The organism is Vitreimonas sp. (assembly GCF_035627415.1).
Classification (GTDB): domain Bacteria; phylum Pseudomonadota; class Alphaproteobacteria; order Caulobacterales; family Aquidulcibacteraceae; genus Vitreimonas.
On sequence record NZ_DASPLU010000006.1, the window covers coordinates 58014 to 71413 of the forward strand.

The following is a 13400-nucleotide window of genomic DNA, read 5'->3' on the forward strand; positions in this document are numbered from 1 at the left end:
GTTCGTAGGGCGAAGCGAACGAGGTCTGCATTGCCTGCGGGGCGTGAAACCGCAGGGTCCGGAGTCTTTCGGAAGACTCCGACGCGCTGAACCGGCTCGTGGCCATAAGGAGCCAAGGCCCCTGCGTGCTCTGTGCGCTGGTGAGCCAAAAACTCCTGGTCGCCAATCCGGGACAAACGGTCGATACGGGGCGCGTTCGACGCGCAGCGTTGCGCAGCGATGCGTAGCGCACTCGGCACTACCCCAGCGCGTCCGACGCGCCCCGCCTCTCGCTGCGCGAGCGAATGGCGAATAGCGAATGGCGAATGGAGCGGGTCGCGCCGCTCGCGAACGCTGCGCGCTTTGCGTGCGCAAGCGTCTGCGAGGGCGACGGCGCTCCACGTTGCGGCGAACGCGCGCGCCGCCTTCGGTTTATGTTGTCCAATCGGCGCAGCGCATTAGGTTGCGCCCTTCAAATCGAGAGAAGCGGATAAAATGGCGGCAACGGGCGAGACGAAGCACTGGTGGGAACGCGACACGACGCCTGGTTATGTCCTCGTCGCGGCGACCATCCTCTCCTTCATCCTGCTGAACGGCCCGACCGGCGAAGCCTTCCACCACCTGCTCGATGACCAGATCGCTGGCCTCAGCGTCGGCTTCGGCGCGGCGGCCCATCCGCTGAACCTCCACCTCGTCATCAATGACGGGCTGATGGTGATCTTCTTTCTCTATGTCGGCCTCGAGCTGAAGCGCGAGACCGTCGAGGGCCCGTTCAAAAACCCGCGCGAAGCGGCGCTGCCAATGGTCGGCGCGCTCGGCGGCATGGCCGCGCCGGCCCTGATCTACGTCGCACTCAACGCGCACGAGCCGGCTTATCTGCGCGGCTGGGCCATTCCGGCGGCGACCGACATCGCGTTTGCGGTCGGCGTCATGTCGCTGCTCGGCTCGCGCGTGCCCGGCGGCTTGCGTCTCTTCCTGCTGGCGCTCGCCATCATCGACGATCTCGGCGCCATTCTCGTCATCGCCTTGTTCTACTCCACGCAGCTCACCGGCTGGGCGCTCGGCGGCGCGGCGGTGACGTTCGGCGCGCTGTTGCTGATGAACCGCGCTGGTGTGAAGGCGCTGGCGCCGTTCTGGCTGCTCGGGCTCGTGCTCTGGGGTTTCATGCTGCTCTCCGGCGTGCACGCCACCATCGCCGGCGTGCTCACCGCCATGACCATCCCGATGCGCCGCCCGGACGGACGCTCGCCGCTCGTCGCCGCCGAGCACACGCTCAAATATTGGGTGCAGTTCGGCATCATGCCGATCTTCGCGCTGGCGAACGCCGGCGTCGTGCTCGCCGGCGCCGGCGCCGCGACGCTTCTGCATCCGATCGCGCTCGGCGTCGCCGCCGGACTTGTGCTCGGCAAGCCGATCGGCATCACGCTGAGCTCCTACCTCGCTTGCGCGATCATGAAGCAGCGGGCGCCGGGCACGTTCGCGCAAATGCTCGGCACGGCGATGCTCGCCGGCATCGGCTTCACCATGAGCCTCTTCATCGGCACGCTCGCATTCGGTTCGGGCGAGCTTGCGACGCCGGTGCGTTTCGGCGTGCTGGGCGGCTCGCTCATCTCCGCATGCGCGGGGCTGGCCGTGTTGGCGTGGGCGTGCCGGCGCGCCGGCGCCGCGCACGCGACCCTGGGTCCTGACGAAGAAGCGGCCGAGCGCCACGGCCTGCTCGAAGACATCGACGCGCCGCGTAAGCGCTGAAAATAAAACGGCCGCACCATTCCCTGGCGCGGCCGCTTCACGTCGCAATTTGAAGGCGTCTCCTCCCCGAAACGCGACCGCCCGCGACGGCGACGATCAAGGCGAAATTACGCCTACAAGACGACCGGTCAAGCGCCGAGTGTCGTATTTGCCCGCTTGCCGTCAGCGGGCGAGCATTTGCTGCACCGCGGCTACAACCTCGGCGCGTGGAACCTCTCTTTGCACCTGCTCGCGCGCCTTGGCGTAGGCCTCGCGGTCCTCGCCCAGCTTGGAGGCGATCTCCGCGCCGAGCTTCAGATCCTTCAGCGTCACCACGCCTTTGGCCAGTTCGTCCCCGCCCTGGATCACGGCGATTCGCGCATCGCGCTTATCGGCGTATTTGAGCTGCGCCTTCATCCCGGCCCCGCCGAGATAGACTTCGGCGCGCACGCCGCCGGCGCGCAGATCGCCGGCGATGGCGAAGTAATCGCCCATACGCTCGCGATCCATCGCCAGCACGATCACGAGCGGATCGGCGCCATGCGCGCCGCCGAGGCCCAGCGCCCGTTGCGCCGCGATCAAACGGCTGACGCCGATCGAAAAGCCGGTCGCCGGCACGCGTTCGCCGGTGAAGCGCGCGATCAGATCGTCATAGCGCCCGCCGCCGCCGACAGAGCCGAAGCGGACGAGCCGCCCGCTCTCGTCCTGCACCGTCGCGGTGAGCTCGGCCTCGTAGACGGCGCCGGTATAGTATTCGAGCCCGCGCACCACCGACGGATCGATCCGCGCGCGCGCGTCACCGACTCCGAGCGCGCTCAGCACCGCATCGATGCCGGCAAGCTCCTTCAAACCCGCCTTGCCTTCGTCATTGTCGCCGACAATCCGCTCGAGTCCGCTCAGCACGGCGGCGCGCGAGTCCGTCGGCAGCGTCACGAAGTCGATCACCTTCTTGACGCTGGCCGGATCGAGATTGGCGCCCGGCGTGAAATCGCCGGATTCGTCCTTGCGCCCCGTGCCGAGCAGCGCCGCGACGCCGTCGACGCCGACGCGGTCGAGCTTGTCGATCGCGCGCATCACCGTGAGACGCGCCTTGTCGTCGGCGGCGCCGACGCCGAGCAGAACGCCGTTGAGGATCCGGCGCGAGTTGATCTTGAACTGATAACCCTCGCGCGACACGCCGATCGCTTCCAGCGCCTCGCCGGCCATGGCGACGATCTCGGCGTCCGCCGCCGGACTATCGGAGCCCACGGTGTCGGCGTCGCATTGTACGAACTGGCGGAAACGCCCCGGCCCCGGCTTCTCGTTGCGCCACACCGGCCCGGTCTGCCAGCGCCGGAACGGCTTCGGCAGCGCATCGCGGTTCTCAGCCGCAAAGCGCGCCAGCGGCGCGGTGAGATCATAGCGAAGCGAAAGCCAGCGCTCGTCGTCCTGGAACGAGAACACGCCTTCGTTCGGCCGGTCGGTGTCGGGCAGGAACTTGCCGAGCGCGCCGGTGTATTCGATCGCCGGCGTCTCCAGCCGATCGAAGCCCCACTTCTCGAAAACGCGTCCGACGGCCGTAACGATGCGCTCCTCGGCGCCGGCTTCTTCGCCGAGCTTGTCGGCGAAGCCGCGCGGCTTTTCAGCGGTGACGAGTTTAGGTTCGGTGCTCATGATGATTTCCTGGACTGCATGCTGGCGTGATCAGTGCGGGCGCCTTTGCGCGCCGTTCGGACGCGCTTCAATGTCGCGCGAAGGCGTAGCCGCTCGCTTGCGCGATCTCGCCGGTGAGCACCTTCTCAGCCAATTGCATCAAATCCCAGGAGAGCTCTCGATCGCCATCGAGCGGCGGGAACGCTTTGTCGACCGCTTTTAGAGCAGCCTGCGTCGCCTTGCCAAGCGCGGCCGGGGCGAGCGCGTGCGGCTCGCCCATTTCCGCCTGCCTGACCCGCTCGGCCTGCGCCGCGAACGCCAGCTCGATCGCGAACAGTTCCGCCAGCCGCTCCGCCGCCTCGTAGGCCCGCATCGCCACATTGGCGGCCATGCTGACATGGTCCTCCTGGCCGCTGTCGGTCGAGATCGACATCACGTGCGAGGGCGCCGCGAGCCCCCATATGTGATTGCAGAGGCCCGCCGTCGTGTACTCGCTGATCATCAGCCCGGACTCGGTCGCCTTCGCATTGGCGCCGCGCACCTGCGGCCCCAGCCCCTTATTGCGCGCCGCATCGACGATGCGCATGCAGCGTAGGTTCGAGAGCCGCGCCATGATCGCCGCCGCCTGCAGCAATCCATAAGTATCGACCGCCAGCGGCATGCCGTGGAAATGGCCGCCGGACGTGATGAGATCGAGATCGTAGCTGTCGACGTCCGTGTTCAGGTCGATCGGGTTGTCGGTGACGCTGCGCGCCTCGATCGTCAGCGTCGTCTCCGCACGCTCGATCAGATCGAGGCATGGGCCCAGCACCTGGGCGGCGCAGCGCAGATTGTAGGGATCCTGGATTTTCTGATCGTAATCGTACTTCGCGTCCGTGCCGACATCGCGGAACTGATAGCCGTCGAGCAGATCGAACACCCAGGCCGCCACCTGCTGCGAACCAGAATGCGGCCGCAGCGCATGCAGATCGGCCCGGAACGGCCGGCCGGCCCCGCGCATCACTTGCACGCCGATGGCCGCATTGAGCGCCGCTGCTTCGATCAGCCGGCGCATCATCGTCGCGGCCAGCGCGCCCCACGCGTTGGAGTACTGGCAGCCATTGTTGAGGGCGAGGCCTTCCTTCATCTCCAGCGCAATCGGCGTGAAGGCGCCCTTCGCCGTCTTCAGAAAATCTGCCGTCGGCACGGCGCGGCCCTCGCCGTCGAGCACACGGCCGCGGCCGATAACCACGGCGGCGACATGCGAAAGCGGCGCGAGATCGCCGCTGGCCGAGACTGTCCCATAACGCGGCACGGCCGGCGTCACGCCGGTGTTCAGCATGTCGACCAGCGTCTCGACCACGACCGGACGGACGATGCTGCGCCCGCGCGCCAGCGAAGCGGCGCGCAGCAGCATGGTGGCGCGCACCACCGGCGCTGGCGCGCTGGGGCCCGTGCCGGCGCAGTGCGAAAGGATCAGGTTCTCCTGCAGCTGCTTGAGATCGCCGGGGCTGACATATTCCTTGAAGTTGGAGCCAAAGCCGGTGTTGAGGCCGTAGACGCGCGTGTCCGAGTCCCGATCCAGAGCGGTCTTCAGCTCGCTTTCGGCCCTGGCGCGGAACGCGGCCAAGCGATCGCGCGCGGCGGGGTCGAGCCCCACTTTGGCGCGCCCGTAGGCCACGTTTTCAACATCCGCGATGGTCAGGCTGCCCGCCTGATCCAGCATGATCGTGCGCATTGAAATCATCCTCGCCCGGAGGCGCGAAGCCCTAGCGTAAACCATGGCGCGATGCGAGGGCGGCGCCCGGCGCCGCTCTTGCTCAACGCCCCTTCACCAATCCGGAGAAGGCGCCCGCCCATGCTCACCTGTCTCGCTTTTATGCTTAGCGTCAACCTGACCGAAATCCCCGCCCTCGCCACCGAGGTCGAGACCGAAGCCCGCGCGCTCACGGCGCAAACCGAAGTCACACCGGCGCTGATCGCCAACATCGAAGATTTCTCCGCCGACGCCGAGCGCCTCTCGGCGGGCCTCCGCGAAGCCGGCGTCGAGCAGGATCTGCCCTGCATCTTCCACGGCATCTCCGAGGACGCGCGCGAACGCGCCGCCGAGCTTCAGGCCGCCAACACCGCCGCCGAACGCGAAACCGCATTCACCAATCTGCGCATCTTGTTGGACGACGCCATCCTGATCGCGCCAATGGCCGCCAGCGCCGCCGCCGACGCGGCGCAGACGCGCAACACGGCGTTGCGGGACTAAGGGAAGGGAGTATGGGAGTAGTGAATAAGGGAGTAGGCGAGGCTTCACGCTCACATACTGCCCTACTCCCCTACTGCCTCATCCAGCGTACTTCACATTGCACCCATACGGCGTCGTCTGCGCCGTCGTGACGGCGCGGCCGGCGGCGAGATCGGCGAGCGCGGCGCGCACATAATTGTTCGCGCCCTCGAGAGAGGACGGACGCGCGGAGGGGCGATCGTCGATCGCGCCTTGGTACACCAGCACGCCTTGCGGGTTGATGACATACATATGCGGCGTGGTCGCCGCGCCGTACGTCCGGCCGATAGTTCCGGACGGGTCGAGCAGCGTCGCCGTCGGATGCGCGCCGTCGGTTTGCACGCGCGCACGCGCGCCGGCGCCGTCGAGATGGCCCTGCTCGCCTGGCGCGGAAGAGATGATCTGCAGCCACACGACGCCGTTCGCCGTCGCTTCTTGCTGCAGCGTCTGCATGTTGCGACTGTCATAGTGCTTGCGCACGTACGGGCAGCCGTGATTGGTCCATTCGAGCACGACGGTGCGGCCGCGGAACTCCTGCAAGGAGCGCGTCTGCCCGTTCGCATCCGGCGCGGAGAAGTTCGGCGCCTGGGCGCCGTTCGCGACCGCCGCCTGCGCGGTATCGCCGCCCAGCAGCATGCTGACGCCGCCGGCGACGCCGAATGCGCCAAGGGCCGCGCCGCCGATCAGTAGAGCGCGTCGTGATGCTTCCTTCATGGCGTGTCTCCTGAAACCGTTGCGATGACTAAATCCTGGCTCAGCATCTGCGGCAAGACAACGGCCTCGCCTCCTCCAGGCGGGAAATAGAGATAAAGCGGCACGCCGGCGCGACCGTTGTCCGCCAAAGCCGCCGCAATGTCTTCATCGCGGTTGGTCCAGTCGCCGACCAGATAAGCGACGTTGTGATCCGCGAACGCCTGTGCCACCGCCGGCGTCGTCAACGCCGCCGCTTCGTTCACTTTGCAGGTCACGCACCAAGCCGCGGTGAAGTTCACGAACACGCCGCGGCCTTCGGCGCGCAGCGCTTCCACGCGCGCGACGCTCCACGGCTCCGACGTCAGCAGCGCACGCGTCTCCGCGCCGACCAGCGGCCGCCAGGTGAACGTCACCGTCAGCGCAATCGCGACAGCGCCCGCAACCATCCAGCCGCGCCCCCAACGCGCGACGAACAGCGCAAAGCCGATCGCCGCCATCACGCCGAGCAAAGCCGCGACGCCATCCGCGCCGGTCTGCGCCGCCAGCACCCAGACCAGCCAGACCGCCGCGGCGAACATCGGGAACGCCAGCACGTTGCGCACCCGCTCCATCCACGGTCCCGGCTTCGGGATCAGCCGTTGCAAACCCGGCGCGAAATGCAGCAGCGTCAGCGGCAGCGCAAAGCCGAGACCAAGCGCGGCGAAGATGAGCAACGTCACGCCAGCTGATTGCGTCAGCGCCGCGCCGATGGCGCCGGCCATGAACGGCGCCGTGCATGGCGTCGCCGCGATCACCGCGAGCGCGCCCGTAAAAAACGCGCCGGCGTCGCCGCCGCGCACTGTGAGATTGCCCCCGGCGTTCTGCAGCGAACCGCCGAAACCGAACACGCCGAGCAGATTGAGGCCGATGACGAAGAACAGCAGCGCCAGCGCGCTCGTTACCCATGGCGCCTGCAACTGGAAGCCCCAGCCCACCGCTTCGCCCGCTTCACGCAGCGCGATCAGCAGTGCAGCAAGCGCCAGGAACGTCGCCATCACGCCGGCGAAATAGAGCAGCCCGTGCCGGCGCGCGTCGCCCGCCTGCACGCCGCCCGCGAACGACAGCGCCTTCACCGAAAGCACCGGCAGGACGCACGGCATGACGTTGAGGATGAGCCCGCCCACGAGCGCGAGCCCCAACGCCGCGAACAACGCGAACGCCGTCATGCTCTCGCCAGCCGCCGCCCCAGGTCGCGCCGCGCCTTCGAGTTCGGCCAGCGCGTAATCGTCGGTGAACAGCGCGGCCTCGTCGTTCGTGCCCGCCAGCGTCTCACCGGGCTCCGCCGTGATCTCCACGCCGCGCCGCACCCAGGCGCCGCCTTCCTGCACGTCGAACGCGACAACGCCTTCGAGCGGGACTTGGCCTAGATTGTTGGCTACGCCCGGCGCCAGATCGAAGCTCAACCCGCTTGCGCCCATGCGCGGCCGTTGCGGCTCCGCCGGCGCGACCACGTCGCGGTTGAAGGCGAAGAAGCGCGCGTTGCGCACATCGGCGGCGTTCGGCAGCGCAACGCTGAGCCGCGCCGGCGATCCCGCCGTGATGTGCGCCTGGACGCCCTCCTGCGCCCGCGGCAACGCCGCGACCGCAGCCGCGACGCGCGGGCCCCACGTCGCATCGTCACGCCCCTCGGGCGCCACCGGCACGGAGAGCTGCAGCCGCGCCTCTTCCGGAATGCAGATGTCGGAGCAGACGAGCCAATATGCGTCGGCGACGAAGTTCAGCACCTGCCCCGGCTCTGCATTCGCCGGCGCGGTGATCTCGATCGGGAAGAGAACTTCGCCCTCGTAGCCGAAGTTCACCAGCATCGCGAACGGGATGGCCTTCGGCGCCGGCCATTGAATCTCGCCCACGCTTGCTCCGGCGGGCGCGGTCCATGTCAGCTCGGTCGGTTCGCCGCTCGAGCCCGGATTGACCCAGTACGTGTGCCAATGCTCGCGGATGTCCTGCCTGAGCACGATGGTGAAGGTCTCGCCCGGCGCGACCGCCGCGCGCGCAGAATGCAGGCTCCCATCCACCTGCCGCTCGCCTGGCAGCGGCGGCGCCTGCGCCGCGGCCGGGGCCAGCATGGCCAAAAACCACAACGCAAACAGGGAGAAGAGACGCACCATCGCCGGCGAGATAACCCGAGCTGCCTGACGCCGCCAATGCGGCAAAGAAAAAGCGCCCCTCCCGGCTTGGGAGAGGCGCTCATTCATACGCAAGAGATGGTCGATCAGTTGCTGAGCGGCGTCGATGCTTGGATCCGCGCCGCACGGCTCAGGATCTTTGGCCAGAGCCCCAGCGAGAGCAGGTGCGCGTGCATCACTGCGGTAACGCCGCGGTCGCGCAGTTGCAGGTACTTGTCCTGCGGCAGCGCGTTCAGCTTCGATTCCGAAATACGCAGGTATTCGCCGATCTTCTGCGGCTCGCCTGGCGTGCCGTCGGCGTTCGCCCTCGGCAGCGAGAGCGGCGTCAGCTCGAACAAGCCGTTCTCTTCGATCAGCTTCACGAATTCCTGGGTGCGCTTACCCAGCATGTCGAACTCGCGGCAGAACTGGATTGCTTCCTGCGTGTAGCGCGAGGGTTTGTCGCCTTCGAAGAACGGCAGCTCCGGCGTCGACGACAGCATCTTCGCGGCGCGGTCGATGCAGACGAGCACGCGGTCGCCTTCTTGGCCCTGAGCCGGCTGCGGCTGGCCCTGTTGGCCGGCCATCACTGGCAGGAACGGATAGCGGCGCGCGAACGCCGGCAGATAGACTTCCGGGTCGAGCGAGCCGTCGGCGCCCAAGAACACGTTCATGCCCGGACGCAGCCCCATCACCGCAAGCGGCGTCTTCGACTGCGTGTCGAAGATGATTGGATAACAGACCGCCGCAAGGCCGAACTCGTCGACCGTGAGCGGCACGAGGTGCGTGTCGGCCAGGAACGAGAACGGGTTGGAGACTTGGCTGACGCCGAGAGAGCGGTGCTTCTCGATCGAGAGCGGCTCGAGCTGGCGATAGAAGAGGACTGAGCCCAGCGTCTGCTGGCCGCCGCTGGCGGTCGTCATTGGGTATCTCCGCGAGTTCCCTAAAAACCAGAGGCGCTGTCCAACCACGAATGCGCGCTTTCTGCAACAGTCGTCCGCTGCCTCGGGCGCGCTTTCCCCGTTGGCGACGCATGCTATGTCGTGGCCCGCGCCGGAAATTCAGCGGCGATTTGGGCGAGGGATGGAATGAAGCCGATCCATTGGGCTTTGGCGTTGACTTTGGCCGCAACGGCCGCCTGCGGCCCGCGCCAGGCGCAACCCCTCACCGCCTTCGACGGCCGCCTCGTCGATTGGGCGCAGCAGCTTCTCGCCGACAGCCCCGAACTCGCCTCCCAAGCCGGCGTCAGCGCCGCGGAGGCGGGCGGGCCGTTCAACGATCGCCTCGACGACCGCTCCGCCATCGCCGTCGAGGCGCGGCGCGGCGCGGCCCTCCGCCGCTACGCCGAACTGCGCGCGCTCGACGAGACCAGCGTCCGCCAAGACGACCAGCTGACCTACGACATCCTCGCCGCGCAATTCGCCAACGCCGCCGAGGGCGCCGCCTTCAGCTACGGCAATTTCTCCCCGCTCGGCGGCGTCCAGCCCTACGTGCTGAACCAGCTCGATAGCGCCTTCATCACCCTTCCCTCGTTCCTCGACGAACGCCATCCGGTGCAGACGCCGGCCGATGCGGAAGCGTACCTGCGGCGCCTGCGCGCCGTCGCCGATGCGATCGATCAGGAGACAGAGCGCGCGCGCCGCGACGCCGAGAACGGCGTGCGCCCGCCGCTCTTCATCATGGATACGACGCTCGCGATGCTGCAGAACGTGCTGTCGCAGCCGGCCATCGCACAGCCCTACGTCACCGGCTTCCGCCGCAAGCTCGATGCGCTGCTCGCCGCAGCGCCGGCGAACGCGCGCCCGGAGATGGAGCGGCGCAACCTCGCCTACATCGCCCGCGCCGAAGTCATCGTCCGCGATCACGTGCTGCCGGCGCATGCGCGCGCCGCCGCGTTCCTGCGCGCCGACCGCGCCAACGCCGGCGATCTGCCCAGCGTCTCGCGCCTGCCGCGCGGGGCCGAGTTCTACGCCGCCGCGCTGAAGATCGAGACCACCACCGATCTGACGCCGGACGAGATCCACCGCATCGGCCTGCAGCGCGTCGGCGCGCTCACCACCCAGCTCGACATCGCGCTACGCCGCATTGGCCTCACGCAAGGGCCCGTCGGCGAGCGCCTCACGCAAATGACCGCCGATCCGCGCTACTTCTATCCCGACAGCGACGAAGGCCGAGCTCAGCTGATCGCCGACGTGCAAGGGCGGGTGAACCGCATGCTCGAGCGCGCGCCGCAATGGTTCGGCCGCCTGCCGCGCGCGCCGCTCGAAGTGCGCCGCGTGCCGGTGTTCGCGGAAGCGGGCTCTCCCGGCGCCTATTATTCGCCGCCCTCCTTGGACGGCGCCCAGCCCGGCATCTACTACATCAACCTGCGCAATCTCGCCGAGATGACGCGCATCGATCTGCCGACGCAGGATTATCACGAAGCCGTCCCCGGCCATCACTTCCAGATCGCGCTGGCGCAGGAGATCACCGACGCGCCGCTCTTGACGCGGCTCATCAGCTTCAACGCCTATAGCGAAGGCTGGGGCCTCTACGCGGAAGAACTCGCCGACGAACTCGGCTTCTACGACACCGATCCGGTCGGCCGCATCGGCTATCTGCGCTGGCAGCTCTGGCGCGCGGCGCGGCTCGTGGTCGACACCGGCCTCCACTCCAAGGATTGGTCGCGCCAGCAGGCGATCGATTATCTCATTCGAACAACTGGCGACGCGCCCGGCGTGATCGTCACCGAGGTCGATCGCTACATCGTCTGGCCGGGCCAGGCCTGCGGCTACGAACTCGGCCGCCGCGAGATTTCACGACTACGCGAAATGGCCCGCAACGAACTCGGCCCCGACTTCGATCTGCGCGGCTTCCACGACACCGTGCTGCTCCACGGCGAAGTGCCGCTGAGCGTGCTCGAAGGCCTGGTGCGCGACTGGATCCCCGAACAACGGCGGACCGGGCGGGCGGAGTGACGAGGCGCGGGCGCGTCCCGTCACCCTGAGCTCGTCGAACGGCGACGTCACCGCTTGCACACATCCGCGTGATTCACGCGCTCGTGCGTAAAACGCCGCGCACGCGCCTCAAACTGGCCGCGTTCGGCGTGCTCGTTTACCGCGTCACACACCCAGTGTCCGGACGGGTCGGGAGGGACCATCCATGCTGAGAAACACTCGGCGCATCGGCTTTGTGCTGTGCGCAATCCTGCTCGCTTCATGCGCGCAATCCACGCAAACCGCGGATGACGGCATTGTCGTCACCGGCAATCGCACAGTGCGACAAGATCAAGAAGCAGTCGTCGCGCCGCTGTCGCCGCCTCCGCCGCCCGTGATGGCGATGGAAGCCGGGCGTGCGCGCGGAGTCGCGCCGTACGCGCAAATGGCGCCGCAGCCGATGCCGGGTGATGTCGATCGCGATCAGTATGAAGACGTCGACACCAATCCGATCCATCTCGTCGCCGAAGAGCCGGTCTCGACCTTCTCGATCGACGTGGACACCGCCTCCTATTCCAACGTGCGCCGCTTTCTGAGCGAAGGCCGCCTGCCTCCATCCGATGCGGTGCGCACCGAAGAACTGATCAACTATTTCGATTACGCCTACCCGCTGCCGCAAACCCGCGCGCAGCCCTTCTCCACCAACGTCACCGTCGCGCCCTCGCCTTGGGCCGAAGGCCGCCAACTCGTGCACATCGGCCTGCAAGGCTACGACATCGTCCCGCGCGAGCGTCCGCCGCTCAATCTGGTGCTCTTGCTCGATGTTTCCGGTTCGATGAACGCACCGAACAAGCTGCCGCTGCTGCAGCAGAGCTTCCGCCTTCTGATCGACCAGCTCAACGAACGCGATCGCGTCGCCATCGTCGTCTATGCCGGCGCCGCCGGCACGGTGCTGGAGCCCACGCCCGGCAACCAACGCGGCCGCATCCTCGCCGCGCTCGACAGCCTGACCCCCGGCGGCTCGACCGCCGGCGCCGAGGGCCTGCGGCAAGCCTACGCCCTGGCCGAGCAGAACTTCGACCGCAACGCCGTCAACCGCGTCATCATCGGCACCGACGGCGACTTCAACGTCGGCATCGCCGATCCCGAACAGCTGCAGGACTTCGTCTCGCGCAAGCGCGAAACCGGAATCTATCTCTCCGTGTTCGGCTTCGGCGGCGGCAATTACAACGACGCCCTGATGCAGCGCCTGGCGCAGAACGGCAACGGCGTCGCCACCTACATCGATACGCTGAACGAAGCCCGCCGCGTGCTGCGCGACGAGATGGCCTCGAACATGTTCACGATCGCCAACGACGTGAAAATTCAGGTCGAGTTCAATCCCGCCCGCGTCGCCGAATATCGCCTGATCGGTTACGAAACGCGCATGCTCCGCCGCGAGGACTTCAACAACGATCAGATCGACGCCGGCGAGATCGGCTCCGGCCATTCGGTGACGGCGATCTACGAGATCACGCCCGTCGGCGGGCCGACCTTCACCGAGCCGCTGCGCTACCAGGAAGGCGCGCGCCAGGCCCCGAGCACGGCCAGCGAACTCGCCTTCCTGCGCATCCGCTACAAGCTCCCGGGCGAGGACGACTCACGCCTGATCGAGCGGCCGATCACCAACGCCGACATCGTGCCGGACATCATGCGCGCTTCGGAATCGACGCGCTGGGCGGCGGCCGTCGCCGGTTACGGCCAATTGCTGCGCGGCGACGCCTATCTGCGCCAAGGCTACGGCTATGACGACGTCATCAGCCTCGCCCAGTCCGCCCGCGGCAATGACGAATTCGGCTGGCGCGCCGAGTTCATCCAACTGGCCCGCAATGCGCAGACCGCGGCGGCGCTGCCGACGCAAACCGCCGGCGGCGCCCCCGACCCGCAGCCGCGCACGACGCGCTGAAGCTCAGGTGTCAGGTCAGATCACCCATCCCCGGATTGCGCGAAGCGCAAGTCCCCATAACACTGATCGCTCGGGGGTAGCCTCAGGCGTTCGTGTTTCCCGGGCTCGCC

General features: G+C 67.6%; 9 protein-coding genes. 4 read left to right on the plus strand and 5 right to left on the minus strand.

Annotation, left to right across the window (positions count from 1 at the left end):
• Positions 1–474: 474 nt before the first annotated feature.
• Complete coding sequence (nhaA, locus tag VEA80_RS03410) at positions 475–1728, plus strand: Na+/H+ antiporter NhaA (RefSeq protein ID WP_325059285.1); 1254 nt, start codon at positions 475–477, stop codon at positions 1726–1728.
• A 162-nt stretch (positions 1729–1890) separates the two neighbouring features.
• Here nhaA and hisS read toward each other — a convergent pair whose 3' ends face one another.
• Both hisS and VEA80_RS03420 read right to left on the minus strand, forming a co-directional pair.
• Positions 1891–3360 (minus strand): histidine--tRNA ligase, encoded by a 1470-nt coding sequence (gene hisS / locus VEA80_RS03415; RefSeq protein WP_325059286.1) that lies wholly within the window; start codon positions 3358–3360, stop codon positions 1891–1893.
• 67 nt (positions 3361–3427) lie between these two features.
• Positions 3428–5056 (minus strand): aromatic amino acid ammonia-lyase, encoded by a 1629-nt coding sequence (locus VEA80_RS03420; protein WP_325059287.1) that lies wholly within the window; start codon positions 5054–5056, stop codon positions 3428–3430.
• 120 nt (positions 5057–5176) lie between these two features.
• Between VEA80_RS03420 and VEA80_RS03425 the strand changes: the two genes are divergently transcribed.
• Positions 5177–5575, plus strand: coding sequence for a hypothetical protein (locus VEA80_RS03425; protein WP_325059288.1), 399 nt, complete (start codon positions 5177–5179; stop codon positions 5573–5575).
• Positions 5576–5653: 78 nt separating this feature from the next.
• Here the strand turns inward: VEA80_RS03425 and VEA80_RS03430 are convergent, their stop codons facing one another.
• The 3 genes from VEA80_RS03430 to VEA80_RS03440 form a co-directional block, all read right to left on the minus strand.
• Positions 5654–6307 carry a thioredoxin family protein gene (locus tag VEA80_RS03430; RefSeq protein ID WP_325059289.1) on the minus strand — a complete coding sequence of 218 codons (654 nt, stop codon included), beginning with the start codon at positions 6305–6307 and terminating at the stop codon, positions 5654–5656.
• The gene (locus VEA80_RS03435; RefSeq protein ID WP_325059290.1) at positions 6304–8391 is read right to left on the minus strand and encodes a protein-disulfide reductase DsbD family protein; all 2088 of its coding nucleotides are present in this window, start codon (positions 8389–8391) and stop codon (positions 6304–6306) included. Before VEA80_RS03435 ends, VEA80_RS03430 begins: the two co-directional genes overlap by 4 nt.
• A 146-nt stretch (positions 8392–8537) precedes the next feature.
• Positions 8538–9353 carry a SapC family protein gene (locus VEA80_RS03440; protein ID WP_325059291.1) on the minus strand — a complete coding sequence of 272 codons (816 nt, stop codon included), beginning with the start codon at positions 9351–9353 and terminating at the stop codon, positions 8538–8540.
• Between the two features lie 165 nt (positions 9354–9518).
• Between VEA80_RS03440 and VEA80_RS03445 the strand changes: the two genes are divergently transcribed.
• Both VEA80_RS03445 and VEA80_RS03450 read left to right on the plus strand, forming a co-directional pair.
• Positions 9519–11387, plus strand: coding sequence for a DUF885 domain-containing protein (locus tag VEA80_RS03445; protein WP_325059292.1), 1869 nt, complete (start codon positions 9519–9521; stop codon positions 11385–11387).
• Between the two features lie 184 nt (positions 11388–11571).
• Positions 11572–13290 (plus strand): VWA domain-containing protein, encoded by a 1719-nt coding sequence (locus VEA80_RS03450; protein ID WP_325059293.1) that lies wholly within the window; start codon positions 11572–11574, stop codon positions 13288–13290.
• The last annotated feature ends 110 nt before the right edge of the window (positions 13291–13400 follow it).

Excerpts from the sequence above, each read along its gene's own strand:
- nhaA (WP_325059285.1), top strand. The coding sequence starts at position 475 with ATGGCGGCAACGGGCGAGACGAAGCACTGGTGGGAACGCGACACGACG.
- hisS (WP_325059286.1), bottom strand. The coding sequence starts at position 3,360 with ATGAGCACCGAACCTAAACTCGTCACCGCTGAAAAGCCGCGCGGCTTC.
- VEA80_RS03420 (WP_325059287.1), bottom strand. The coding sequence starts at position 5,056 with ATGCGCACGATCATGCTGGATCAGGCGGGCAGCCTGACCATCGCGGAT.
- VEA80_RS03425 (WP_325059288.1), top strand. The coding sequence starts at position 5,177 with ATGCTCACCTGTCTCGCTTTTATGCTTAGCGTCAACCTGACCGAAATC.
- VEA80_RS03430 (WP_325059289.1), bottom strand. The coding sequence starts at position 6,307 with ATGAAGGAAGCATCACGACGCGCTCTACTGATCGGCGGCGCGGCCCTT.
- VEA80_RS03435 (WP_325059290.1), bottom strand. The coding sequence starts at position 8,391 with ATGCTGGCCCCGGCCGCGGCGCAGGCGCCGCCGCTGCCAGGCGAGCGG.
- VEA80_RS03440 (WP_325059291.1), bottom strand. The coding sequence starts at position 9,353 with ATGACGACCGCCAGCGGCGGCCAGCAGACGCTGGGCTCAGTCCTCTTC.
- VEA80_RS03445 (WP_325059292.1), top strand. The coding sequence starts at position 9,519 with ATGAAGCCGATCCATTGGGCTTTGGCGTTGACTTTGGCCGCAACGGCC.
- VEA80_RS03450 (WP_325059293.1), top strand. The coding sequence starts at position 11,572 with ATGCTGAGAAACACTCGGCGCATCGGCTTTGTGCTGTGCGCAATCCTG.